This is a genomic window from Pseudomonas sp. AMR01 (assembly GCF_041946035.1).
GTDB classification, from domain to species: domain Bacteria; phylum Pseudomonadota; class Gammaproteobacteria; order Pseudomonadales; family Pseudomonadaceae; genus Aquipseudomonas; species Aquipseudomonas antarctica_B.
In genome coordinates this window covers 1-23,042 of the sequence record NZ_JAUTYR010000019.1, presented here as the reverse complement: position 1 = coordinate 23,042, position 23,042 = coordinate 1, and the positions used below count along the sequence as shown (strand labels likewise).

General features: G+C 61.0%; 23 protein-coding genes. 12 read left to right on the top strand and 11 right to left on the bottom strand.

Going from position 1 to position 23,042, the window contains the following annotated elements; genetic code table 11:
- The first annotated feature begins 141 nt into the window (after positions 1 to 141).
- From Q7C20_RS17325 to Q7C20_RS17310, 4 genes are all read left to right on the top strand, one after another.
- Positions 142 to 1,239, top strand: a complete 1,098-nt coding sequence (locus Q7C20_RS17325; RefSeq protein WP_375069001.1) for a carboxynorspermidine decarboxylase — start codon at positions 142 to 144, stop codon at positions 1,237 to 1,239.
- 28 nt (positions 1,240 to 1,267) lie between these two features.
- Positions 1,268 to 2,512 carry a saccharopine dehydrogenase family protein gene (locus Q7C20_RS17320; RefSeq protein WP_348061436.1) on the top strand — a complete coding sequence of 415 codons (1,245 nt, stop codon included), beginning with the start codon at positions 1,268 to 1,270 and terminating at the stop codon, positions 2,510 to 2,512.
- 627 nt (positions 2,513 to 3,139) lie between these two features.
- On the top strand, positions 3,140 to 3,475 hold the full coding sequence (locus Q7C20_RS17315; RefSeq protein WP_375069000.1) for a DUF6124 family protein: 336 nt from the start codon (positions 3,140 to 3,142) through the stop codon (positions 3,473 to 3,475).
- A 70-nt stretch (positions 3,476 to 3,545) separates the two neighbouring features.
- The gene (locus Q7C20_RS17310; protein WP_375068998.1) at positions 3,546 to 4,046 is read left to right on the top strand and encodes a signal peptidase II; all 501 of its coding nucleotides are present in this window, start codon (positions 3,546 to 3,548) and stop codon (positions 4,044 to 4,046) included.
- 398 nt (positions 4,047 to 4,444) lie between these two features.
- Here the strand turns inward: Q7C20_RS17310 and glsB are convergent, their stop codons facing one another.
- Positions 4,445 to 5,353, bottom strand: coding sequence for a glutaminase B (gene glsB, locus Q7C20_RS17305; RefSeq protein WP_348061442.1), 909 nt, complete (start codon positions 5,351 to 5,353; stop codon positions 4,445 to 4,447).
- A 55-nt stretch (positions 5,354 to 5,408) separates the two neighbouring features.
- Positions 5,409 to 5,753: a hypothetical protein gene (locus Q7C20_RS17300; protein ID WP_348061444.1), complete on the bottom strand. Its 345-nt coding sequence runs from the start codon at positions 5,751 to 5,753 to the stop codon at positions 5,409 to 5,411.
- 92 nt (positions 5,754 to 5,845) lie between these two features.
- Between Q7C20_RS17300 and Q7C20_RS17295 the strand changes: the two genes are divergently transcribed.
- Positions 5,846 to 6,193: a hypothetical protein gene (locus tag Q7C20_RS17295; protein WP_348061446.1), complete on the top strand. Its 348-nt coding sequence runs from the start codon at positions 5,846 to 5,848 to the stop codon at positions 6,191 to 6,193.
- Between the two features lie 148 nt (positions 6,194 to 6,341).
- Here Q7C20_RS17295 and Q7C20_RS17290 read toward each other — a convergent pair whose 3' ends face one another.
- Entirely contained in the window at positions 6,342 to 7,409 is a 1,068-nt protein-coding gene (locus tag Q7C20_RS17290; protein ID WP_375068995.1) for an NAD(P)-dependent alcohol dehydrogenase, read from the bottom strand.
- Between the two features lie 140 nt (positions 7,410 to 7,549).
- On the opposite strand from Q7C20_RS17290, the gene Q7C20_RS17285 reads away from it, so the two are divergent.
- The 3 genes from Q7C20_RS17285 (at position 7,550) to Q7C20_RS17275 (ending at position 10,754) form a co-directional block, all read left to right on the top strand.
- Positions 7,550 to 8,443, top strand: coding sequence for a VOC family protein (locus tag Q7C20_RS17285; protein ID WP_375068994.1), 894 nt, complete (start codon positions 7,550 to 7,552; stop codon positions 8,441 to 8,443).
- A gap of 4 nt (positions 8,444 to 8,447) precedes the next feature.
- Positions 8,448 to 9,845 carry an alginate export family protein gene (locus tag Q7C20_RS17280; protein ID WP_375068992.1) on the top strand — a complete coding sequence of 466 codons (1,398 nt, stop codon included), beginning with the start codon at positions 8,448 to 8,450 and terminating at the stop codon, positions 9,843 to 9,845.
- Positions 9,846 to 9,935: 90 nt separating this feature from the next.
- Positions 9,936 to 10,754: an alpha/beta fold hydrolase gene (locus tag Q7C20_RS17275; RefSeq protein WP_375068991.1), complete on the top strand. Its 819-nt coding sequence runs from the start codon at positions 9,936 to 9,938 to the stop codon at positions 10,752 to 10,754.
- Between the two features lie 84 nt (positions 10,755 to 10,838).
- On the opposite strand, the gene Q7C20_RS17270 is transcribed toward Q7C20_RS17275, so the two are convergent.
- Positions 10,839 to 11,231, bottom strand: coding sequence for a DoxX family protein (locus tag Q7C20_RS17270; protein WP_375068989.1), 393 nt, complete (start codon positions 11,229 to 11,231; stop codon positions 10,839 to 10,841).
- A gap of 267 nt (positions 11,232 to 11,498) precedes the next feature.
- On the opposite strand from Q7C20_RS17270, the gene Q7C20_RS17265 reads away from it, so the two are divergent.
- Positions 11,499 to 12,497: an NAD(P)H-quinone oxidoreductase gene (locus tag Q7C20_RS17265; RefSeq protein WP_375068987.1), complete on the top strand. Its 999-nt coding sequence runs from the start codon at positions 11,499 to 11,501 to the stop codon at positions 12,495 to 12,497.
- Positions 12,498 to 12,752: 255 nt separating this feature from the next.
- Here the strand turns inward: Q7C20_RS17265 and Q7C20_RS17260 are convergent, their stop codons facing one another.
- On the bottom strand, positions 12,753 to 13,877 hold the full coding sequence (locus Q7C20_RS17260) for an alkene reductase (protein ID WP_375068985.1): 1,125 nt from the start codon (positions 13,875 to 13,877) through the stop codon (positions 12,753 to 12,755).
- A gap of 79 nt (positions 13,878 to 13,956) precedes the next feature.
- A complete protein-coding gene (locus tag Q7C20_RS17255; protein ID WP_375068983.1) occupies positions 13,957 to 14,634 on the bottom strand; it encodes a type 1 glutamine amidotransferase domain-containing protein in 678 nt (225 codons plus the stop codon).
- A gap of 384 nt (positions 14,635 to 15,018) precedes the next feature.
- Here Q7C20_RS17255 and Q7C20_RS17250 point away from each other — a divergent pair, with 384 nt between their 5' ends.
- Positions 15,019 to 15,957 carry a GlxA family transcriptional regulator gene (locus tag Q7C20_RS17250; RefSeq protein WP_375068981.1) on the top strand — a complete coding sequence of 313 codons (939 nt, stop codon included), beginning with the start codon at positions 15,019 to 15,021 and terminating at the stop codon, positions 15,955 to 15,957.
- Positions 15,958 to 16,223: 266 nt separating this feature from the next.
- On the opposite strand, the gene Q7C20_RS17245 is transcribed toward Q7C20_RS17250, so the two are convergent.
- On the bottom strand, positions 16,224 to 16,730 hold the full coding sequence (locus tag Q7C20_RS17245) for a GNAT family N-acetyltransferase (RefSeq protein WP_348061686.1): 507 nt from the start codon (positions 16,728 to 16,730) through the stop codon (positions 16,224 to 16,226).
- Between the two features lie 179 nt (positions 16,731 to 16,909).
- Here Q7C20_RS17245 and Q7C20_RS17240 point away from each other — a divergent pair, with 179 nt between their 5' ends.
- Positions 16,910 to 17,782 carry an undecaprenyl-diphosphate phosphatase gene (locus Q7C20_RS17240; protein ID WP_348061684.1) on the top strand — a complete coding sequence of 291 codons (873 nt, stop codon included), beginning with the start codon at positions 16,910 to 16,912 and terminating at the stop codon, positions 17,780 to 17,782.
- A gap of 36 nt (positions 17,783 to 17,818) precedes the next feature.
- Here the strand turns inward: Q7C20_RS17240 and Q7C20_RS17235 are convergent, their stop codons facing one another.
- The 4 genes from Q7C20_RS17235 to Q7C20_RS17220 all read right to left on the bottom strand — a co-directional run bounded on the left by Q7C20_RS17235 (position 17,819) and on the right by Q7C20_RS17220 (position 21,414).
- Positions 17,819 to 18,637 (bottom strand): sugar phosphate isomerase/epimerase family protein, encoded by an 819-nt coding sequence (locus Q7C20_RS17235; RefSeq protein WP_375068978.1) that lies wholly within the window; start codon positions 18,635 to 18,637, stop codon positions 17,819 to 17,821.
- Between the two features lies 1 nt (position 18,638).
- Positions 18,639 to 19,838: an NAD(P)/FAD-dependent oxidoreductase gene (locus Q7C20_RS17230; RefSeq protein WP_375068976.1), complete on the bottom strand. Its 1,200-nt coding sequence runs from the start codon at positions 19,836 to 19,838 to the stop codon at positions 18,639 to 18,641.
- 2 nt (positions 19,839 to 19,840) lie between these two features.
- Positions 19,841 to 20,161: a MocE family 2Fe-2S type ferredoxin gene (locus Q7C20_RS17225; protein WP_348061679.1), complete on the bottom strand. Its 321-nt coding sequence runs from the start codon at positions 20,159 to 20,161 to the stop codon at positions 19,841 to 19,843.
- 167 nt (positions 20,162 to 20,328) lie between these two features.
- Positions 20,329 to 21,414 carry a fatty acid desaturase family protein gene (locus Q7C20_RS17220; RefSeq protein WP_375068974.1) on the bottom strand — a complete coding sequence of 362 codons (1,086 nt, stop codon included), beginning with the start codon at positions 21,412 to 21,414 and terminating at the stop codon, positions 20,329 to 20,331.
- A gap of 161 nt (positions 21,415 to 21,575) precedes the next feature.
- Here Q7C20_RS17220 and Q7C20_RS17215 point away from each other — a divergent pair, with 161 nt between their 5' ends.
- A complete protein-coding gene (locus Q7C20_RS17215) occupies positions 21,576 to 22,619 on the top strand; it encodes a LacI family DNA-binding transcriptional regulator (protein ID WP_375068973.1) in 1,044 nt (347 codons plus the stop codon).
- Positions 22,620 to 23,042 lie beyond the last annotated feature (423 nt).

Sequence of the window (23,042 nt, the reverse complement as noted above, 5' to 3'; positions counted from 1 at the left end):
TGTGTGCCTATAGACAGTCATACTCCTGCGCTATGCTTGAAAATCCGGCGCGCAATTTCCGCTGGCTAACCTTTCGATTCGATCCAAGTGCGGGCACAATGCGTGTCCTTTTTTGGCAGGCACCGCCGCAGGCTCTCAAAAATGATCAAAACGCCGTACTACCTCATCGATAAACAGAAGCTTCTGGTCAACCTGCAGAAGATTGCTTACGTGCGCGAACAGTCCGGCGCCAAGGCTCTGCTGGCCCTGAAGTGCTTCGCCACCTGGTCGGTGTTTGACCTGATGCAGGAATACATGGACGGCACCACGTCGTCGTCGCTGTATGAGTTGAAGCTCGGCCGCCAGAAGTTCGAAGGCGAAACCCACGCCTACAGCGTGGCCTGGGCCGACGACGAAATTGAAGAGATGCTGCAGAACTGCGACAAGATCATCTTCAACTCCATCAGCCAACTGCAGCGTTTTGCCGAGCGGTCCGAAGGCAAAACTCGTGGCCTGCGTGTGAACCCGCAGGTGAGCAGCTCCGACTACCTGCTGGCCGACCCGGCGCGCCCGTTCAGCCGTTTGGGCGAATGGGACCCGGTGAAGATCGAAGGCGTGATTGATCAAATCTCCGGCTTCATGTTCCACAACAATTGCGAGAACGGTGACTTCAACCTGTTCGACAAGATGCTCGGCACCATCGAAGAACGCTTCGGCGCGCTGCTGCACAAGGTCAACTGGGTCAGCCTCGGCGGTGGCATCCACTTTACCGGCGAAGGCTATGCCATCGACGCGTTCTGCCAGCGCCTCAAGGCGTTCTCGCAGAAATACGACGTGCAGGTGTACCTGGAACCGGGTGAAGCGGCGATCACCAACAGCGCCTCGCTGGAAGTGACCGTACTCGACACCCTCTACAACGGCAAAAACCTCGCCGTGGTCGACAGCTCCATCGAAGCCCACCTGCTGGACCTGCTGATCTACCGCCTCAACGCCAAGCTGGCGCCGAGCGACGGCGAACACACGGTGATGGTGTGCGGCAAATCCTGCCTGGCCGGGGACATCTTCGGCGAATACCAATTTGATCGTCCGTTGGCCATCGGCGATCGGCTGTCGTTTATCGACACCGCGGGCTACACCATGGTCAAGAAAAACTGGTTCAACGGCCTGAAAATGCCGTCCATCGTAGTGAAACAACTCGACGGTACAGTCGAAGTGGTTCGTGAATTTGGTTACGACGACTACCTGTCCAGCCTTTCGTAAGCTGGCGGATAAAGGAGAGATAAAGCAATTGAAAAAGAACGTTCTTATCATTGGTGCAGGAGGTGTCGCCAAGGTGGTGGCCCACAAGTGCGCGCAGCACAACGACGAACTCGGTCGTATTGCTATCGCGTCGCGCAACATCTCCAAATGCCAGGCCATCATCGACAGCGTCAAGGCCAAGGGTAGCCTCAAGGTACCCGCCGACATCCAGGCCTTCGCGCTGAACGCCCTGGACGTGGAAGCGACCAAGGCCCTGATCCGCGAGACCGAGTCGCAGATCGTCATCAACGTCGGTTCCTCGTTCCTCAACATGTCGGTACTGCGTGCCTGCATCGACACGGGCGTGGCTTACCTCGACACCGCCATCCACGAAGAGCCGGGCAAGGTCTGCGAGACCCCGCCTTGGTACGGCAACTACGAGTGGAACCACCTGGAAGAGTGCAAACAGAAGAACATCACCGCCATTCTGGGTGTGGGCTTCGACCCGGGTGTGGTCAACGCGTACGCCGCGCTGGCCCAACAAAAGCATTTTGACCGCATTGATTCGATCGACATTCTCGACGTCAATGCCGGCTCCCACGGCAAATACTTCGCCACCAACTTCGACCCGGAAATCAACTTCCGCGAGTTCACCGGGCAGGTGTGGAGCTGGCAGAACAGCCAGTGGACCAGCAACACCATGTTCGAAGTCAAACGCACCGACGACCTGCCGGTGGTCGGTTCGCAGAACCTGTACCTGACCGGCCACGATGAAGTGCACTCGCTGTCGAAAAACCTCGACGTGCCCAACGTGCGTTTCTGGATGAGTTTTGGCGAACACTACATCAACGTGTTCACCGTGCTGAACAAGCTCGGCCTGCTCTCCGAAAAACCGGTCACCACCGCTGAAGGCCTGGAAGTCGTGCCGTTGAAACTGGTCAAGGCCGTGCTGCCCGACCCGTCGTCGCTGGCGCCCGGCTACACCGGCAAAACCTGCATTGGCGATTTGGTCAAAGGCACCAAGGACGGCAAGCCGCGCGAAGTCTTCATCTACAACGTGGCCTGCCACGAAGAAGCCTTCGCCGAAACCGACAGCCAGGGCATCTCCTACACCGCCGGCGTACCGCCGGTAGCCGCTGCGCTGCTGGTGGCCCGTGGTGAGTGGGATGTGAAGCACATGGCCAACGTCGAGGAACTGCCGGCTGAGCCGTTCCTGAAAGCGCTGGACGTGATGGGGTTGCCGACTCGAATTAAAGACGAGAACGGTGATCGGGCCTGGGATGCGATTGCTTGATAGCGATGGCTGACTGAACCAAAAAAATGCGCCCGAATGGGCGCATTTTTTGTTTGGGCTTACACAATGCTCAAACCCAGTGAAGCTCTAAATGTCAGCCCTTTCAGGGTCTTCAGTTAGAACAGACGATACATACTCTGTGGCGAGCGGGCTTGCCCCGCGTTGGGTTGCGAAGCGACCCTGAAAGGAAGAATGCGGTGAGTCAGGCACTCTTCGGCTGCTGTTTCTGGGGCTGCTTCGCAGCCCAACGCGGGGCAAGCCCGCTTGCCACAGAGTATGTATCGCCTGGGCTGGCTCCCACAGGGATGGCACTGCGCCTCAGGTTCTCGGAGATTTCCCACGACCGTTTCAGGTTGTCGCTCGGAACTTCGCTGACTAACCTCTCCGACGTCGCTGCCAAATCAGCGGCCGGATTTGACCGTCCGATCCTGAAGGAGCAACTGCGCCAACACCGATCTTGGGCGTTTTTTTTACGCCTGATGTATCGTGTCGCGGCAGCTGTACGCGGGATACCTTCGGGTATGCCGGTTTTGCTCCTTTTGGCCGGTCGGTCAACCCGCGTATAGCTGCCACCCTATTTCGTTTGACCGCGAATCGTGGCAGCTCCATTTATAAAGGAGCCCTACCATGATCAAAGACACCCCAAATCCCCCCGGCCATCCAGACTTCGACACCACCACCCTGCACGAAGTGGCCTACCGCGCGATCAATCACTACCTCAACCCCGGCAAACCCATCCCCGAACCCAGCGATGGCCTCTTCACCGTGCGCGACGATCTGGGCACGGAAACCCTGCTGGTCAACGCATCCCAGGACCTGGCGTCCATCTGCGATATCGCCACCCACATGGCCTTTGAAATCGACGGTTCCCAACGCAATGTCGCGCTGGGTATCTGCCGCATGCTGGAAGGTGTGCAACTGTTGGTCGACAAAGCACTGAACGTGGCTCATCCGACGGTCTGAGATGGACGAGATAAAGCGCCTGAGCTATCTTCGGGCGCTTTATTGAAAGCCTGAAACAGGAAGTTACCGCTTGAGCACGTCGCCCCTATTGCGAGGCCGCACCTTCGCCCTTTTCGCTGGCATCGCCTTTATTGCCCTGGACCAGCTTGTAAAACTCTTGGCACTGGTTTCACTGTCCGCCCAGAGCTTTAAATTCGGCTCCACCCCCTTCAATCTCGCGTTGGAACTGAGCCTGAACCCAGGCGCGTTCCTCAGCCTGGGCGCCGCTTTGCCGCCTCAGGTTAAACAGCTGATCTTTATCGTCGGGGTTGCTGTGGTGGTGGCTTGGGCGATGTGGTGGTCGCTCTCCAACTGGAGCCAGCCGCTGCGTAAAGTCTTGCCGCTGTATGCCATCGCGCTGGGCGGTATCGCCAACCTGATCGACCGCGTGTTTCGCGACGGTCATGTGGTTGATTACATGATGCTTACCGTCGGCCCGACGCATACCGGCGTGTTCAATATTGCCGATATCGCGATCACTGCCGGGGCGTTGTTTTTGATGGTGGATCTGTTTTTGAAGCGTAAGGCCTGAAGCGATCTCTCACCCCTGTGGTGAATGGCAGCCTTGCGATGGCGCAGTGTCAGTCAGCTAACGCATGGCTGACCCATCGCCTTCGCGGGCAAGCCCGCTCCCACAGGCAGCCCTTTCAAGGTCTTCAGCTATAACAGGCGATAAGTACCCTGTGGCGAGCGGGCTTGCCCCGCGTTGGGTTGCGCAGCAGCCCTAAAAAGGAAGAATGCGTTGAGTCAGATACTCCTCGGCCGCTGTTTTTGGGGCCGCTTCGCAGCCCAACGCGGGGCAAGCCCGCTCGCCACAGGGATAGTGTTCGCCCTATCAGATAGATTTCCAAAGACCTTGAAACGGCTGGCTCCCACAGGGGAATTGTGGTGCGGGTAGAGTGCATTCCAGCCGTTCAGCACCAGCGCTCGTTAGAACACCGACCACCCAATCCGCTCACTCAACAACTCCAGCGCCTTCATCCCCGCCAGCGAGTTCCCCGCCGCATTCAGTTCCGGCGACCACACGCACACCGTAAATTGCCCTGGCACCACCGCGACAATCCCGCCACCGACCCCGCTCTTGCCCGGCAAGCCTACGCGGTAGGCAAAGTTCCCGGCCTCGTCATACAGCCCGCTGGTGGCCATGATCGAGTTGACTTGCTTGGTCTGGCGCGCGGTCAAGACCTGCTCGCCGCTGTGGGCACTCACGCCTTCGTTGGCCAGAAAGCTGAAGGCTCGGGCCAGGTCCAGGCAGCTCATCTGCAGCGCGCAGTAGTTGAAGTAGCTGTGCAGCACCGCGTCCACTTCGTTGTGGAAGTTGCCGAATGACTTCATCAGGTAGGCCATGGCCGCGTTGCGTGCGCCGTGCTGGGCTTCGGAGTCGGCGACGACGCTGTTGACCAATATCTGCGGGTTGCCCGACAGGCGCCGCACGAAGTCGCGCATGGACAGGATCGGCACGGCAAAACGCGATTGGTTGATGTCGCAGATCACCAGCGCGCCGGCGTTGATGAAGGGATTGCGCGGGCGGCCGCGCTCGAATTCCAGCTGCACCATGGAGTTGAACGGTTGCCCGGACGGTTCGTGGCCCAGGCGCTCCCAGATGGTTTCGCCGCCGTGGTCGATGGCCTGTACCAGGCTGAACACTTTGGAAATGCTTTGCACCGAGAACAGGGTGTCGGCGTCCCCGGCGCAATAGGCCGCGCCGTCGTTGCCGTACACAGCGATGCCGAGTTGGTTGGCGGGCACGTCGGCCAGCGCGGGGATGTAGTCGGCGACTTTGCCGAGGCCGATCAGTGGGCGCACTTCGTCGAGAATCGACTCCAGCAACGCCTGCATGTCTTGTCCTGTCATCTGTCTTTAAATCGGTGATAAGCGGGTCGCGGAGGATACTTCAATGCGCCCGAAAGCCCCAGACTATCTCCACCACTCGCTCGGCAATTACCAGATAAATCAGGATCAGCAACAGTTGCAGCGCCAGGTGGTAGCGCAGCTTGGCGAGCCTGCGAATACCGTCGCTGATGTTCAAAAACATCAACACCGTGGACAGGACGATCAGCCCCCAGCCCGCCACGTTCGACGCAAATACCCCGACGAACAGCTCACGTTGCCCGAGCAGCGTATTGGTGCCCGCCGCAAACAACAGCGCGCACACCAGCAGGTTTTTCACGTTGTCGAAAATCTGCGTGCTCAGGTCGTTTTCTAGCAAGGCCATGTAGCGTGCCCATAGCGTGCGCATGGTAAATCACCAGGAAGGGATAGCCCGTCAATCAAAGTAGTCCAAATGCCCATACACTGCACCGCTGTGGCTATTTGACGAGGATTGATTGCATGAAATTGATGATGGGTTTGGCTGCACTGCTGTTGGTATCGGCCTGTTCGACTGCTCCGCACGGCGCGGCGCCGGCTCAGGACTCGGCGGCGTCGACCTGCCTGGCAGGCGGCGGCACTATGAAGCAGGTGGGCAGGTTGCAGGGCTGGAAGTGCATCACGCCGTACAAGGACGCGGGCAAGGCGTGTACGGATTCGAGCCAGTGTGAAGGTGAGTGCCGGACCAGTGTGACCACCCAAACGGGAAAAGGCCCTGTAACGGGGGCTTGCCAGGTGGATAACAGCCGCTTCGGCTGCTCGGCGACGGTAGAAAAAGGCCAGCTTGGCCGGTCGATTTGCGTGGACTAACGAGCCACCACCTGGCAAATGTGGGAGCGGGCTTGCTCGCGAATGCAGTGTGTCAGTCAATGAATCCATCAACTGACACACTGCATTCGCGAGCAAGCCCGCTCCCACATTTTTTTACCGGGTCAGGCTAGCCAGAGGGTGGGCCCTGTCACGCCGCGTGGTTTTGCTTTTTCAAACTCTCCATATCAATCACAAACCGATACTTCACATCGCCCTTGAGCATGCGGTCATACGCTTCGTTGATGCCTTGAATATCGATCATCTCAATATCCGACACAATCTGGTGCTTGGCACAGAAATCCAGCATCTCCTGGGTCTCCTGAATCCCGCCAATCAACGAGCCCGCCAAGCTGCGGCGTTTGAAGATCAAGTTAAACACCGCCGGCGACGGGTGCGGGCTGTCAGGCGCCCCAACCAGCGTCATCGTGCCGTCGCGCTTGAGCAAGCTGATAAACGCATCGAGGTTATGCGGCGCGGCCACCGTGTTGAGGATAAAGTCCAGGCTATTGGTCACCTTGGCCATTTCATCCGCGTTCTTGGACACCACCACCTGATCGGCGCCCAGGCGCAAACCGTCTTCACGCTTGTTCGGCGACGTGGTAAACAGCGTCACGTGCGCGCCCATGGCATGGGCAATTTTCACCGCCATATGGCCGAGCCCACCCAGGCCAACCACGCCGACTTTGGTCCCCGGGCCAACCTTCCAGTGGTGCAGCGGCGAATACGTGGTAATCCCCGCACACAGCAGCGGCGCCACCGCGGCCAGGTTGTCATCGCCGTGGGAGATGCGCAGCACGAACTTCTCCTTGACCACGATGTTGTCCGAGTAACCGCCATAGGTGTTCTCGCCACCAAACATCGGCCCGTTGTAGGTGCCGGTAAAGCCCTTCTCGCAATACTGCTCCTCGCCCTCGGCGCAGGAGGCGCATGCCTGGCAGCTGTCGACCATGCAGCCGACACCGGCCAGGTCGCCGACCTTGAACTTGGTCACATTGGCGCCCACCGCCGTCACGCGCCCGACGATTTCATGGCCGGGTACGGACGGATAAAGCGTGTTGTTCCACTCATTGCGCGCGGTGTGCAGGTCGGAGTGGCACACACCGCAAAAGAGAATGTCGATCTGTACGTCATCAGCCCCTGGCGCACGGCGCTCGAAGGAAAAGGGCTTGAGCGAATCCTTGGAATCCCGCGCGGCGTAGCTGTAAGTCTTAGCCATTTGGTTCACCTATTGATCTGACGGTAGAGGTCAGTGGACCCGCATAGACGCTGAACCGTTCAATCGAGCACGCTCATACAATCCACCGTTTGGCGCCGCTCCTAAGCTCGTGACTTTTCTGACCACGCAGGAGAGCGGGCATGTGTAAAAGATCGATCACCGTATCGCTGGCATTGACGTTGCTGACCGGCGCCATGCTGGGTAACGCCTGCGCCGCCACGCCGAGTGTGGCGGTGGCCGCGCAGTACGACACCAGCCACGTCTACGTCGCCCCGGCGGATGTGGAGCGTTTTAGCCAAAGTTTCCTGGCCACGTTCGGCGGTAAAAGCACGCCTCAGGTCGTCGTCAACGTGCTGCCGGTGCCCAGCAGTACGACTTCGCAGTTGCTGCAAACGCCGGTGGGCACGGTGTCGCTGTTCGGCTTCACCACGCCCATCCCTCATCCCTTTGGCCAGGAGCGCAATGGTTACCTGGTCAACGACATGGACGTCGCCCTAAAGGCTGCCCGCGACAACGGCGCCGCGGTGATCGTCAGCGACTTTCCGGACCCTATCGGGCGCGACGCGGTGGTGCAGTGGCCAGGCGGCGTGAACATGCAACTTTACTGGCACACCCAAACGCCGAACTACGCGCCCTTCCAGGCCGTACCGGAAAACCGCGTGTACCTCAGCGCCGACCGTGCTGACGCGTTTATCAAAGCGTTCCTCGGCTTTTCACACGGCAAGGTATTGGCCGATGACCAACACGCACCGGGCGCTGACGTAGGCCAGGGCAAGACGTACCGCCGTGTTGACCTTGAGTCGCCATTCGGGCGCATGGCCGTGTTGGTCACCAATGGCCAACTGCCCTACCCCTTCGGCCACGAAACCACCGGTTATCAAGTGACGGACCTTACCGCCACGCTGGGCAAGGCGACCGGTTCCGGGGCCACCGTGTTGGTGCCTGCCTTTGACAGCAAGGGCCGACGCAGCGCACTGGTCGAGTTCCCCGGCGGGTACGTCGCGGAAATTCACCAGCTCACGGCGGCCCACTAAGCGCATGCCTACCACACGATGCACAGGCTGGGGCCTGGCCGTGCTCTGGCCGCTGCTCGCTGGAGTCGCCCACGCAGACGACCAACCGACTCGACCGGGCATCAAAACCAACCGCTGGCAGGAAGACTGGTCGGTGCTGCAGAACCCGGCGCTGCGTACGCAACCGCTGGACAGTTTGAAATACATCCCGCTGTCGGGCACCAACCCCTACACGTATCTGTCCCTGGGCGCCACGTTGCGTGAGCGTTTCGAGATGAACGACGCCAGCGGTTTCGGCGTGAAGGACGTCAAGCGTGATCGCTACCTGATCCAGCGGTTTCAGCTACACGCCGACCTGCACCTGAACGAACACTGGCGTGTATTCACCCAGCTCGAAGATGCGCGGGCGTACGACAAAACCACCATCGGCGGGGCCGACCAGAACCGCTTCGACGTGCGCCTGGCCTTTGCCGAGTACGTGAAAACCTTCAGTGCCGGAACCCTCAAGGCCCGCGTCGGCCGTCAGGATTTTGCCTTCGATTTGCAGCGCTTCATCTCGTCGCGGGACGGCCCGAATGTGCGGCAGTCCTTTGATGCGTTATGGGCGGATTGGGAGACGCCCGACTGGCGCTTTATCGGGCTCGCCAGCCAGCCCGTGCAGTATCAGGATGAGCGGCATTTTGACGACACGTCCACCCGCGACGCGCGCTTTCATATGCTGCGGGTGGAGCGGCTGGTGGGCGGCAAAAACGAGCTGTCCGCCTATTACGGCGTGTATGAGCGCAGCGCCGCGCATTACCTTGACGCAGACGGCGATGAAACACGCCAGTTGTTCGATGCACGCCTGGGTGGCGCGGCGATGGGTTTTGACTGGGACCTGGAGGCCATGCTGCAAAGTGGCTCAGTCGGCCATAAGGACATTCGCGCCTGGGCCGGCGGCAGCCGCACGGGCTACACCTTTGACAGCCTGGCGTGGAAACCGCGCCTGGGCCTGCAACTGGACATTGCCTCGGGCGACCGCAAAACCGGAGACGGCCAGGTCGGCACGTTCAATCCGCTGTTCCCTAATGGTTACTACTTTTCGCTGGCGGGCTATACCGGCTACAGCAACCTGATTCATGTGAAACCGTCGATCACCGTCAAGCCAATCGCCGCGCTCAGCGTGCAAACGGCTATCGGCCTGCTCTGGCGCCAGACCACCAGCGACGCGGTTTACACCCAGCCGAACCTGCCCGTCGCCGGCACCGCTGGTACGGGTGAACGCTGGACCGGCGCCTATGCTCAACTGCGTACCGACTACGTGTTTACGCCCAACCTCACGGGCGCCGTCGAAGCGGTGCATTACGCGGTAGGCCAAACCCTGCGCGACGCGGGCGGCGGCGACAGCAATTACCTGGGCGTCGAGCTGAAGTTCAGCTGGTAACCCCAAACAAGCACACCCGTACAAGCCTCGCGCAGGCTTTGCAGCAATAGTAACGCCGGGCTTTTTCCCCCTGAACCCAAGGAGTTTTCCATGAGCACATTCGTTGCCAAAGACGGTACCCAGATCTACTTCAAGGACTGGGGCAGCGGCAAGCCCGTGTTGTTCAGCCACGGCTGGCCGCTGGATGCCGACATGTGGGAATACCAGATGGAATACCTGAGCAGCCGTGGCTTTCGCACCATCGCGTTTGACCGCCGTGGTTTTGGCCGCTCGGATCAGCCGTGGACCGGCAACGACTACAACACCTTTGCCGACGATATCGCCCAGTTGATCGAACACCTGGACCTTAAAGACGTAACACTGGTGGGCTTCTCCATGGGCGGCGGCGACGTGGCGCGCTATATCGCCCGCCACGGCACTGAGCGCGTGGCCGGTTTGGTGCTGCTCGGCGCTGTCACGCCCATGTTCGGCCAGAAACCGGACTACCCGCAAGGCGTGCCGACCACGGTGTTCGACGGCATCAAAGCCGGGCTGCTGAAGGACCGCGCGCAATTCATTGCCGACTTCAACACCCCGTTCTTTGGCATCAACAAGGGCCAGACCGTCTCCGAGGGTGTGCTGACCCAGACGTTGCAGATTGCCTTGCTGGCGTCGCTCAAATCCACCGTGGATTGCGTCACCGTGTTCTCTGAGACGGACTTCCGCCCGGACATGGCCAGGATCGACGTGCCGACCCTGATTATCCACGGCGACGGCGACCAGATTGTGCCGTTCGAAACCACCGGCAAGGTGGCGGCCGAGATGATCAAGGGTGCCGAACTCAAGGTCTACAAAGACGCGCCGCACGGGTTTGCCGCCACCCACACCCAGCAGTTGAATGAAGACCTGCTGGCGTTCCTCAACCGCTGAATAGACTGACTCCGGCCAGCCTGTGGGGAGGGAGCTTGCTCCCTCCCCACAGGTTTGCGGTTGCCGGCTCTATTGCGGCCGGTATCAGGGCTGGGCCAAACGCCCGCGCAACGCCAGGCGCCCAGGGCCTGTGATCAACACGCTGGTGAAAATGATCAGCAGCAGCCAGCCAAATTGCCCCTCAAACAACGACCACTGCGGATGCACCACCAGCAAGGCCACCAGCAATACACACAGGATCGGCAGGCACGCCAGGCGTGTCAGCACTCCGGCGATGATCAACACCGGGCACAGCACTTCGGCAAAAATCGCCAGCATCAACGTCACGGGGGCGCCGAGGTGGAACGGGTCTTCGATCAACGCCAGTTGTTCGCCGTAGTGCAGCAGTTTGGGCAAGCCGTGCACCCACAGCAAAAACCCGCCTGCACTGACCCTTAGAAACAACAGCCCGAGTTGCTGATAGTTTGATTCGTTCATAAGCGACGTCCGTAAGAAGTGAGCGTCGTCGAGTGTGTGCATTTAAACGTTCGCGGGCTTGCAAGCCTGTGCTGACCTTATTCCCCGGTGCCGGCAAACGCCGCGACGATCTAATTCATCGTCGCCCTCTTGATGCAGATGTGCATCGGATCGCAGTGTAATTGCATCAGCGGTTCTCGCTATGCTGGGCGCCAGCGAAAATATTCAGAACTGCCGACGGCTCGCCACGGTCCCACCCCATACGCTCATCGCTACAGGAACGCTCACATGACCCTTCCCCACGACATGACCCTGATCGAAATCACCAGCCCTGGCGGCCCAGAGGTATTGAAACCGCGCCAGGCGCCACTGCCCTCCCCGGCGGCCGGCGAACTGCTCATCAAGGTGCACGCCGCCGGGGTCAACCGCCCCGACGCCCTGCAACGCGCCGGCAAATACCCGATGAAACCCGGCATGAGCCCGATTCCAGGCCTGGAAGTAGCCGGTGAAGTGGTGGCGCTGGGCGACGGCGTGAACCAATACCGTGTGGGCGACAAGGTCTGCGCCCTGACCAACGGCGGTGGCTACGGGCAGTATTGCGCCGTGCCCGTCGGCCAGGCGCTGCCGGTGCCTGAAGGCGTGGAATGGATTCAAGCGGCAGCCATTCCGGAAACCTTCTTCACCGTGTGGGCCAACCTGTTCGGCATCGGCGGCGCGCACAAGGGCCAGCGCGTGCTGATCCACGGCGGCACCAGCGGCATCGGCACCACCGCGTTGATGCTGTGCCGTGAGTTCGGCATCGAGGCGTTCGCCACCGCGGGCAGTGAAGACAAATGCGCGGCCATCCGGGCTTTGGGCGCCGAGGCGATCAACTACCGCGAGCAGGAGTTTGCCGAGGTCATCGCCGAGAAAACCGATGGCAAGGGCGTGCATGTGATTCTGGACATCATGGGTGGCTCCTACCTCAACAACAACCTCAAGGCGCTGGGCATGGACGGGCGCCTGGTGATGCTGGGCTTCCTCGGCGGCGCCAAGGCCAACGACGTCGACCTGCTGACCATCCTCGGCAAACGCGCAATCGTGACCGGCTCGCTGCTGCGCGCACGAACCAGGGATGAGAAAGCCGCCATCGCCGACCAACTGCGCGAACACGTGTGGCCGGTGCTGTCAGCGGGGCGTTGCCTGCCGATGATCGACCAGGTGTTTGATTACACCGCAGCCGATCAAGCGCATGCACGGATGGAAGGTGGGGATCATATCGGCAAGATTGTGTTGCGGGTGGTCTGAGGGCGGGGCTTATTGTGGAAAGCAGGCCCGTTGTGGCGAGCGGGCTTGCCCCGCGTTGGGCTGCGCAGCAGCCCCAATAAAGCCGCTGCATTTCTACCGGTAGAGCGCGGTTGCAGGTTTTGGGGCTGCTGCGCAGCCCAACGCGGGGCAAGCCCGCTCGCCACAACAGGCCCGTTTGCCACAGCAAGGCTGCTTGCCACAACAAGCCCGCTGGCCACAACAGGCCCTCTCAAAACACCAAGTTCAGCAGGATAACTATCCGGTATAAACCGGATAGTCGACATACCCCGCTTCACCCCCGCCATACATGCCCTCAGCCCGCAGCGGGTTTAACGGCCAGCCGTTGAACAGGCGTTGCGGCAAGTCCGGGTTGGCAATAAACGGCCGCCCGAACGCGATCAGGTCGGCCAGCCCGGCTTCCAGCAACCGTGCGCCGCGCTCAGCGGTGTAGCGGCCTGCATAGATAACCCGCCCGCTGAACGTGTCGCGCACGGCACGGCGGAACGTTTCCGGCAACTCCGGCGCATTGTCCCAATCCGCTTCGGCGATGGACACGTAGGCAATACCTGACTGCTCCAGCACCTTGATCGCTTCGATGTAGGTGTGATGCGGGTCTTCTTCCACCAGGCCAATGTAAACGCGGTCCTGATCAGTGCCGCTGAACAGCGGAGAGAAGCGCACACCCAGGCGTTCAGGCCCGACCACAGCACTCACGGCTTCGACGATTTCGCGCAGGAAACGCAGGCGGTTATCCAGCGAGCCGCCGTATTCGTCATCGCGCTTGTTGGCGTGAGCCGAGATGAACTGGTTGACCAGGTAGCCATTCGCCGAGTGAATTTCCACGCCGTCAAACCCGGCATCAATGGCATTGCGCGCAGCCTGTGCGTACTGCGCGACCAATGCCTTGACCTCGGCAGTGGTCAACGCGCGAGGCACTGGCGGCTGCACCAGTTCACCGGCGCCCGGCGCGGTTTCGATGAAGGCCTTGACTTGCGTCGGCTGGATCGCAGACGGCGCAACCGGTGCGGCGCCGTCGGGTTGCAACGCTTGATGAGACACACGACCGACATGCCACAACTGGGCAAAGATCACCCCACCCTCGGCGTGCACGGCGTCGGTGACGGTGCGCCAGCCGTTGATCTGCGCCGGGCTGTAGATGCCTGGCGTCCAGGCGTAGCCCTGGCCACGGGGCTCGATCTGCGTGCCTTCGCTGATCATAAACCCGGCGCTGGCGCGCTGACGGTAATAGTTGGCCATCAAGTCGGTGGCGATATCGCCGGGCTGCGCGCTGCGTTGACGGGTCAACGGCGGCAGAACAACACGGTTGTTCAAGGTGTGATGCCCCAGTGTTACCGGGGTGCTGAGAATACTGTCAGTCATGTAAGGGTTTCCAAATTGCAGGCGTGCTGAAGCATTGGCGACTCACAAGAGTCGCCAACACATACAACGGTTAATCAGGTTACGCGGTGAGTTTAAGCAGGGCCTTGGCAACATCACTGGAACTGGCAGGGTTCTGCCCAGTGACCAGAAGACCGTCTTCGATGACGAAGGAACTCCAATCAGCGCCCTTCTCGTACTTGCCGCCGAGCTTCTTGAACTCGTCTTCAATCAGGAACGGCACGACATCGGTCAAGCCCACAGCGGCTTCTTCGGAGTTGGAGAAACCGGTGACGCGGCGGCCCTTGATCAACGGCTCACCGTTGACCGCTTTGACATGGCGCAGCGCACCTGGCGCATGGCACACAAAACCGATTGGCTTGCCGGCACGTTCAAAGGCTTCGATCAACGCGATCGAGGTAGCCGATTCGGCCAGGTCCCACAGCGGGCCGTGGCCGCCTGGGTAGAACACGGTGTCGAAATCGTCGACCTTCACAGCGTCCAGTTTCAGCGTGGTCGCCAGGGCTTCCTGCGCAGCCGAATCGCCTGCAAAACGGCGGGTATCGTCGGTTTGCGCGTCTGGCTCATCGCTCACTGGGTCCAGCGGCGGCTGCCCGCCGGCCGGGGATGCCAGCACCACGTCGGCACCGGCGTCCTTGAACGCGTAATAAGGTGCAGCGAACTCCTCGAGCCAGAAGCCGGTCTTGCGGCCAGTGTCGCCAAGGGTGTCGTGAGAGGTCAGTACCATTAATACTTTCATTGTGCAGTGCCTCGATCAGTGAGTATCAGTGTGTTAAGCGAGACCCAACAGCTGCCGGATCTGCACGGCCAGGCGCACTGGCTATGAAAGGTCTGACACCTGGGCACACCGTTTGACGCCAACGCATTTGCCGAAACAATGCTGCGTGGGGCCAACCATTAATTGCGCCGTGTCCAGCGGGGTCTGCCTTGCACGTCAGGGTTGCCTTTTATCGCTTATCTTCTCAGACTAGACCAGTCGTCTAGATCATTGAGGGCATGTTAGGCGCTGGGCAAAACCGCAACAATGTCAAATGTGCAAGGATTCCGGACACGGCGCGTACGCAGTTGCCGTTTACCCGGTACACGCCGACAATTCCCCCACAACCGCCCCTGGAGAATGACGATGCACAGCGTTGCGCTGCTGGTTTACCCGAATTTTGAATGCCTGAGCCTCAGCACAGGCTCGGTGTTCGAGTGCGCGAACCTGCTGCGGGGCGAACCGGCGTATGAGTTTCATCTGGTGTCGCAGAACGGCGGCGCCGTCATGACCTCGCAAGGGTTCTCGGTGAACACCACGCCCATTCGGCCGCAGGGTTACGACACGTTGATCATCAGCGGCTATGTAGATTTTTGCTTGCCCGAGGCCAGCCTGCTGGAGCTGGTCAAGGCCGCCTGCGCCCAATCACGGCGCGTGGCCTCATTGTGCATGGGCATCCTGGTGCTGGCCGAAGCCGGGCTGCTCGACGGCAAACGCACCACCACCCACTGGATTCACGCGCCGGCTTTTCGCAAGCGCTACCCGGCTATTCACCTGGAAGACGACAAGCTGTTTGTGGTCGATGGCCAACTATGGACCTGCGCCGGCATGACCGCCGGGGTAGACATGGCGCTGGCCATGGTGGAAAGCGACCTGGGCGGCGACCTGGCCCGACGCATCGCGCGCAAGCTGGTGATTGCCCAACGCCGGGGCAGTGAGCAATCGCAATTGTCGGCACTGCTGGAACTCGACCCCAAGTCGGACCGCGTACAACTGGCCCTGGCCTATGCCCGCGAGAACCTCACCCATGACCTCTCGGTAGAAGCGCTGGCGGCGGTGGCTCGGCTCAGCCCGCGCCAGTTCAGCCGGGTGTTTCGCGAAGAGACCGGGCAAACGCCAGCCAAGGCCATTGAGTCACTGCGCGTGGAAGCGGCCCGGGCAATGATGGAAACCAGCCGTCACCCGGTGGAAGTGGTGGCGCGCGAAACCGGTTTTGGTGATCGCGAGCGCCTGCGCCAGGCGTTTCTCAGGGCGTTCGGGCAACCGCCGCAGGCCATGCAACAGGCGCTCAATGCGGGGGCCTAAAAAGCCTGGCTGACATAGGCTCCCCACTGTGGCGAGCGGGCTTGCCCCGCGTTGGGTTGCGAAGCGACCCTAAAAAGGACGAATGCGGTGATTCAGACAATCTCCGGCCGCTGGTTTGGGGCTGCTTCGCAGCCCAACGCGGGGCAAGCCCGCTCGCCACAGGGATAGTGTTCGCCCTTTCAGACAGATTTCCAAAGACCTTGAAAGGGCTGGCTCTTAAAGGGTGGATATCTGACGAATTCAGGAGCTGCCCTGCACCGGTCAGTTCAATGCAGCGCCGCACGCGTAATCAGGTAGCTCACCAGGTGCGGGTCATCGTCGAGTTCGATGGTTTGCACCGGGCGCGGCAGGTTGTCGAGCACCGTGCGCCAGAACGCCTGGGACACTTCGTCCTGATCAAAAAAACGCACCAGCCAATCAGCCTCGCCGCTGCACAGCACCTGAGTGGCGATAGCGCGGCCAATGCCTTTGCGGCGGTAGCGCTTGAGGATGAACAGGTCGGCCAGTTCCAGCGCGTTGATGCCCGGCAGTTCGCTGCCTTCGATCAACAGGAAGCCGGCGATATAGCCGTCCACCAGCAGCAAGTTGGCGCTCCACTGCGGGTCTTGCCAGTAGCGGGCCAGGTGTTCGTCGTGGATGTAGAAGCGCCCGTCCGCTTCGACATCTTCCTGCTCCCAGTCCGAAGACTCATAGGCGTAGTACTGGTAAAGGTTGCGAATCAGCTCGGCTTCTTCAGGGCCGGTCTGGATCAGTTCGACGGTGGTTTCAGGCATGGGGCTCTCGGTCAAAAAACGCAGGGCGCCATTGTTCACACATCCTGCACGCAGGCCAATACCTTGCAGAACCTTTCTGTTTGCTGAACCGATTGCGGATTTGTCCGGTCCCACCCAAAATCCAGAAACATTTAGAATAAACTTTCCCAGCTTCCCCCTATTGCTAAAGGACACTTATTTTGACCAACGTTTGTTCCGCCGGCCTGGACGTGGGCTTTGCCTCCCTGGATTACCTGCAGATTTTCATCCTGGGCGTGATCCAGGGCATTACCGAACTGCTGCCGGTGTCGTCCACGGCGCACATGCGCGTGGTACCCGCCCTGCTCGGCTGGCAAGACCCAGGCTCGGCGTTTTCCGCAGCGATGCAATTGGCGGCACTGGCGGCGGTGGTCAGTTATTTCTGGAGCGATGTTCGCCAGGTCACCACGGGCAGCATCAGCGCCGTGCGTCGCGGCGACTACAACGACCGCTGGTTCAAGTTGGCGGTGGCCATTGTGCTGGCGACCATCCCCATCTGTATCGCCGGCCTGGCCTTGTCTTCGACCTTGAATGCCTGCAACTCGCCGTTGCGTGGCCTGATGGTGATCGGGATTTCCTGCGTGGTGATGGCGGTATTGCTGGCCGTGGCCGAGGTGCGTGCACGGCACACCCGTGAAGTCGGCGAAATGCGCCTGCGCGATGCGTTGATCGTCGGTGTTGCACAGATTGGTGCTTTGATTCCCGGCGTATCGCGCTCGGGTTCGACACTGACCGCTGCGCTGTTCCTCAACTTCAAACGTGAAGAAGCTGCGCGTTTTTCCTTCCTGCTGGGCTTGCCGGCCATCGCCCTCGCCGGTTTGAAGGAGTTGTGGGCGCTGCTGCACGCCGACATGCCGGTTCACGCCTGGCCGCATTTGATTTTCGGCCTGGTGGTGGCAAGCATCTCGGCGTTCTTTGCGATCTGGGGCCTGATGAAGTTCCTGGAGCGATTCTCCACCTGGCCGTTTGTGATCTACCGTGCGCTGCTGGGGATCTTCCTGATCGTGGCGGTCAGCACCGGGCTGTTGAGCTGATCCTACCTCCCACACTGGCAGTGCTTGATTGGCGGGTTATTGCTGGCAGCCCCGCCACACCTCACGTATCAGCGACTGCATCTTTAGCGCCTGCGCCCAGCGATCACTGATTTCGCGGCCATCCGCGCCGGTGATCGCATAGGGTGGCGGGCCCAGTTCGCAGGTGAACGACAGGCTCTGCGGCGTGTCGGGGCGGGTCAGCCAGTGTTCGATGCCGTAGCGCCACCAACTGGTAAAACGCTCCACCCAGGCCTGGTGCTGGGGAAAGTCGATTGACACCTGCACCTGCTCGCTACTGGCCACGCGGCCATGAAACCCCCAGCTGTGCCGCAGAATCTCGCGTATGTGCTCGTCATCCTCGGCTGCGCCAGGTTCGGGCAACTCGCGGCCGACGACGTAGTGGGACAGGTCGGCCAACAGTTTGAGGTCGGGCATCTGCGCCACCAAGTCGAGGGTGAACAACAGGTCGTTGGTCAGGCGGTAACGGTGGGTTTCCAGCAGCACGGGAAAGTCCACTTGCTCGGCCAGACGCTGCCAGCCTTCGACCAGCTTCACCGCCTCAGCCTGGGAGCGCGGGCGCACATCGGCTTGCAGCGTAAGGTGGTGGCAGCCGTAGCGGCTGATCACGTCCAGCGCGGCGGCCAGGTCATCCACCGATTGCGGAAACAGCTGGCCTTCAATCTGTAAGCCACGGGCCGTGGCGGCCGCATGCAGGCGCGCGACATCGGCAGGCTTCCAGTAATGGTCAGTGATGCCGTCAAAACCGGCGGCGGCGATGCGATCCAGTTGAGCTTCAAGGGGGCCCGGCTCGGTTTGCATGGCCCACAGGGATTGGAACACCAGAAATTGGCGCATATCAGCCTCGCAGCAGGTGTTTGAGGGACAGGTCGGGGTCGGCCAGGCTGGCCTCGCTCAACGGGATGGCGGCGGTGATCAACCGCTCGCAGAGCTTGATGTCTTTGGCCGCGCGGTTGCCCATGGCCCAACCGCAGGCGCCTTGCAAGCGCCTGTCGGCATCCAGGTAGAACAGCAGCAAACCGCCGTCCGGTAGCGGCCGACTGACCATCAGCGGCGTCATCACGCCCACCGTCTGCACGCCCCAGTCGAACTGATCGGACCAAAAACCCGGGATCGCCTCGAACGGCAATTCACGCCCCAGCATATTCAGCGCAGCGTGGCGTCCCTGGGCTTCGGCGTTGCGCCAGGTTTCCTGGCGTTGATAGAGGCCATCCAGGCGGAACTCGCACACATCGCCTGCCGCGTAAACAGACGGCGCGCTGGTGCGCAGGTACGCGTCGACACGAATGCCCTGCCCCACGTCCAACCCCGCCGCAGCGGCCAGCTCAAGATTGGGTTGCATGCCGATGCCAACCACCACCAGGTCGCACGCCAGCCGCTCGCCGTCCACCAACAGCACGGCGTCGGCGTTGATGGTTTCCAGTGCGACGTTCAAGCGCACGTCCACGCCTTGGCGGCGATGCAGGTCCAGCAGCGCCGCACTGATAACCGGCGGCAGCACTCGACCGGCCAAGCGCGGCCCGGCTTCAAGCACGGTCACCTCACAACCCAGGCTGCGTGCCGACGCTGCCACTTCCAGGCCGATAAAACCACCGCCGACAATCACCAGCCGCGTGCCGGGGCGCAATGCACCTCGCAGGGCCAGCGCTTCGTCATGGGTGCGCAGGTACACAATGTTGGGCGCCTCCCAGGGCAAGCGCCGCGCCCTGCCGCCGGTGGCCAACAGCAAACCCGAGTAGGGCAACCATTGGCCGTCGGCGAGCTGAAGGCGCTGGTGCTGCGGTTCCAGTCGGCTCACCAGGTTGTTCGCACTGTGCTCGATGCCCAACTCGGCCAACCGCGCGTCGTCGAACAGGCTGCAACCCGCCAGATCCGCCGTGCCCTGCAACACACCTTTGGACAGCGGCGGCCGCTCGTAGGGCAAGTGCGGTTCATCACCGATCAGGATCAGGCGCCCGGTATACCCTTCTTCGCGCAGGGTCAGCGCCGCACGGCCACCGGCATGGCCGGCGCCGACGATAATCAGGGCGTCATCCATCATCACGCCGTGACGGCGAGTAATACCCGCCCCGCTTCGACCCGCACCGGGTAGGTTTTAAGGTTGACGCACACCGGCGCGCCGAGGGCCTTGCCGGAGCGGTAATCGAAGCGGCCGTTATGTTTGGGGCATTCGATCACGTGGTCCATTACCAGGCCGTCGGCCAAGTGGATTTTCTCGTGGGTACACAGGCCTGCGGTGGCGAAAAATTCGTTGTCGGCCGAGCGGTACACGGCGTACGTGTGCGGCCCGTGGTCAAAGCGCATCACGTCTTCTTCGTCTATTTCGCCCACGGCGCAAACGTCGATCCATTGATCGTTCATGGCATTAATCTCCAAGTGACTGGTTCACCTTGTGGCCAGCGCGCTTACTGAGGCAAGCGAGCCTGTTGTGGCCAGCGAGCTTGTTGTGGCGAGCGAGCTTGCTCGCGCTGGGCTGCGCAGCGGCCCCAAAATCTCCAGCCAAGTTAAATCTGAAAAGTGAGGTAATTTTATTGTGTCTGCTGCGCATCCCAACGCGAACTCGCTTCCTCACCACAGTGGGCCCGGCGCTCGACAAAATAAGTGGGATCACTGCGCTGCTTCCAGATCGTCGGAATAATCTCCCGGTACGCCTCAAACAAATTGGCGTACGGCGGCGGGCAGTCGTTGCGGATTTCTTCGTGCAGGTGCTTGAGCGCGTGGTACGGCACCATCGGGTACATGTGGTGTTCGAGGTGGTAGTTCATGTCCATATAGATAAAGCGCAGCACGCGGTTCATGTAGATCGTGCGGCAGTTGCTGCGGTGGTCGAGCACATCCTCCGCCAGGCCCACATGCTGGGTCAGGCCAAACAGGTAACCGAGCCAGGCGCCATAGAGACTCGGCAGCCCCACCAGCATCAACGGCAGCCAGCTGTGCAGGTACAGCGCGGTGCCGATCACCACCGCATAAATGCCGAGCCAGACCCGCGCCGCGCGGAACACTTTCGGCCATTCGGATTCGGGAATGAAGTCCTGCTCCTGGGCACTCATCCGGCCGATGGCATGGCGCGCCACGCCGCTGAAGGTCTTCCACGCCAGGGGCAGATTGAACACGCTCAACCCCATCATCAACAGGCTTGGCGGGCGCGGCTCGACTATCTCCGGGTCACGCCCGACCACGATGGTGTCGGTGTGGTGCCGGGCATGGCTCCAGCGCCACACATGGGGTTCGAAAATGCACATGAAGCTGGCGATCTGGTACAGCACATCATTCATCCAGCGGGTCTTGAATGCAGTGCCATGCCCGGTTTCATGCCAGCGCGGGTTGGACCCGGTGCCGTACAGCACGCCATACGCCAGGAAGAACGGCACACAGGCCCAGGAACCCCAGAACAGGTAGCCGCCAAGCCCGGTGGCGAACAGCGCGGACACCCAGATGGCGGTGTCGAGCAAGGCCGGGCCGTCGCGGCGCTGCATCAGTTCTTTCAGGCGTTTACGCGGCACAGGCGATTGATACCAAGTGGCCGAGACCAGGCCTTTTTCGGCCGCGCGGGCGGCTTCCGGGCCGGTGAGGCTGTAGTCGCGTCGAGTGGGACGAGCAGTGGATTCAGGCATTGTTATTGTTCTCCGCAAGCGTGAGCTTCAGGTGCTTTGCAGGAAGAAATATAGAGAGCGGCTGATTCTCCCTCAAGGCCTTGAATCCATTCCCTATCAAGCTATCATCAGGCCCCAGCAAGGCTTGATAGTTTTCTATCAAGGAACTAAAGGGGCTCGTCATGAACAACAATAAACGCCCAACCATTGCCACCGTGGCCGCGCAAGCGGGCCTCAGTGTGGCCACTGTCGACCGCGTATTGAACGCGCGTGCGCCAGTCACCCCGGAAACCGCCGAGCAGGTGTTCCAGGCCGCCGAAGCCGTGGGGTATTTCGCCGCGCGGCTGATCGGCCAGCGCATTCGCGAACGCCGCCCCACTTACCGGTTTGGCGTGCTGCTGCTGGGCACGGCACAGGCGTTCTACGCCAACCTGGCGGAGGCGATAACCGATGCCGCACAGCATCACGCCACGGCCAACCTGACCTGCCAGTTCGACTACGTGTTTGATCGCTCGCCAAGCGCGATCGTGGCGCAAATCGAAAGGCTGGCGGTGCAATGCGACGCCCTCGCGGTCGTCAGTTTCGCCCATCCGCTGATCAACGCCGCCCTCAAACAGATCCGCGAAGCCGGTGTGCCCGTGGTGGCGCTGCTCTCGGATATTCACGAGCAAGCCGCCGAGCCCTACGTGGGCCAGAACAACCCTGTGGTCGGGCGCACCATGGGCTGGCTGCTCGCGCGCCTGTGCGGCACGCGCAAAGGCAGCGTCGGGATTGTGCTGGGCGGCCATCGTTTTCTGGGCCACCAGGCGCGGGTCGAAGGCTTGCACCGCTACCTGGCCGAACACGCCCCCGGGCTCAAACCGCTCGAACCGCTGATCAACCTCGACAACAGCGACATCACCGAAGAAGCCACCCTCGACCTGCTCACCCGCCACCGCGACCTGCGCGGCCTGTGCGTAGTCGGCGGCGGCGGCGACGGCGTGATCAGCGCCCTGGCGCAACTCCCCAAACGCCCCGCGCTGTGCTGCATCTTGCAAGAGTCCACAGCGCTATCGCGCCAAGCCCTGAGCCAGGGCCTGATCGATGTAGTGATGGACTCACAACCCCACCAAATCGCCACCGCGCTGGTGCAATTGCTGGTAGCACTGCAGACCGCCGAAGCCTTCGACCCGGCACGGCATCGAGTGCACATCACCCCGCAGATCGTGACCTCGGAGAATATGTGAAGGGGCTTCTTAAAGCTTGAGCAAGACCGCATGGGTCATGGCAAACCGCCGACCCATTGTTATTGGAAACGCGCGGTCCGTGTGGGAGCTGGCTTGCCTGCGATGGCATCAACTCGGTGTGTCTGATGTACCGAGGTGTCTGCATCGCAGGCAAGCCAGCTCCCACAGAGAAGCTCAACTGTGTGTGAAGGAATTGAAGTCTTACTCGGTTAAAAATGTGGGAGCTGGCTTGCTCGCGAAGGCGGTGGGTCAGTTGATGAATTTGGTGGCTGATGTACCGCATTCGCGAGCAAGCCCGCTCCCACAGGTGGATCTTCATTTAGCCTGGAGGACCGCAACCCGCTCTAGAAAAAAACAGCGCCTTTGATTCAACCACTCAGGTCGGCTACCAGGCCGCCGTGCTGTAGATTTTGATCTTGATCT

Excerpts from the sequence above, each read along its gene's own strand:
- Q7C20_RS17275 (WP_375068991.1), top strand. The coding sequence starts at position 9,936 with ATGAGCACATTCGTTGCCAAAGACGGTACCCAGATCTACTTCAAGGAC.
- Q7C20_RS17280 (WP_375068992.1), top strand. The coding sequence starts at position 8,448 with ATGCCTACCACACGATGCACAGGCTGGGGCCTGGCCGTGCTCTGGCCG.
- Q7C20_RS17250 (WP_375068981.1), top strand. The coding sequence starts at position 15,019 with ATGCACAGCGTTGCGCTGCTGGTTTACCCGAATTTTGAATGCCTGAGC.
- Q7C20_RS17285 (WP_375068994.1), top strand. The coding sequence starts at position 7,550 with ATGTGTAAAAGATCGATCACCGTATCGCTGGCATTGACGTTGCTGACC.
- Q7C20_RS17260 (WP_375068985.1), bottom strand. The coding sequence starts at position 13,877 with ATGACTGACAGTATTCTCAGCACCCCGGTAACACTGGGGCATCACACC.
- Q7C20_RS17255 (WP_375068983.1), bottom strand. The coding sequence starts at position 14,634 with ATGAAAGTATTAATGGTACTGACCTCTCACGACACCCTTGGCGACACT.
- Q7C20_RS17245 (WP_348061686.1), bottom strand. The coding sequence starts at position 16,730 with ATGCCTGAAACCACCGTCGAACTGATCCAGACCGGCCCTGAAGAAGCC.
- Q7C20_RS17290 (WP_375068995.1), bottom strand. The coding sequence starts at position 7,409 with ATGGCTAAGACTTACAGCTACGCCGCGCGGGATTCCAAGGATTCGCTC.
- Q7C20_RS17270 (WP_375068989.1), bottom strand. The coding sequence starts at position 11,231 with ATGAACGAATCAAACTATCAGCAACTCGGGCTGTTGTTTCTAAGGGTC.
- Q7C20_RS17325 (WP_375069001.1), top strand. The coding sequence starts at position 142 with ATGATCAAAACGCCGTACTACCTCATCGATAAACAGAAGCTTCTGGTC.
- Q7C20_RS17225 (WP_348061679.1), bottom strand. The coding sequence starts at position 20,161 with ATGAACGATCAATGGATCGACGTTTGCGCCGTGGGCGAAATAGACGAA.
- Q7C20_RS17265 (WP_375068987.1), top strand. The coding sequence starts at position 11,499 with ATGACCCTTCCCCACGACATGACCCTGATCGAAATCACCAGCCCTGGC.
- Q7C20_RS17300 (WP_348061444.1), bottom strand. The coding sequence starts at position 5,753 with ATGCGCACGCTATGGGCACGCTACATGGCCTTGCTAGAAAACGACCTG.
- Q7C20_RS17235 (WP_375068978.1), bottom strand. The coding sequence starts at position 18,637 with ATGCGCCAATTTCTGGTGTTCCAATCCCTGTGGGCCATGCAAACCGAG.
- glsB (WP_348061442.1), bottom strand. The coding sequence starts at position 5,353 with ATGCAGGCGTTGCTGGAGTCGATTCTCGACGAAGTGCGCCCACTGATC.
- Q7C20_RS17315 (WP_375069000.1), top strand. The coding sequence starts at position 3,140 with ATGATCAAAGACACCCCAAATCCCCCCGGCCATCCAGACTTCGACACC.
- Q7C20_RS17230 (WP_375068976.1), bottom strand. The coding sequence starts at position 19,838 with ATGGATGACGCCCTGATTATCGTCGGCGCCGGCCATGCCGGTGGCCGT.
- Q7C20_RS17295 (WP_348061446.1), top strand. The coding sequence starts at position 5,846 with ATGAAATTGATGATGGGTTTGGCTGCACTGCTGTTGGTATCGGCCTGT.
- Q7C20_RS17220 (WP_375068974.1), bottom strand. The coding sequence starts at position 21,414 with ATGCCTGAATCCACTGCTCGTCCCACTCGACGCGACTACAGCCTCACC.
- Q7C20_RS17215 (WP_375068973.1), top strand. The coding sequence starts at position 21,576 with ATGAACAACAATAAACGCCCAACCATTGCCACCGTGGCCGCGCAAGCG.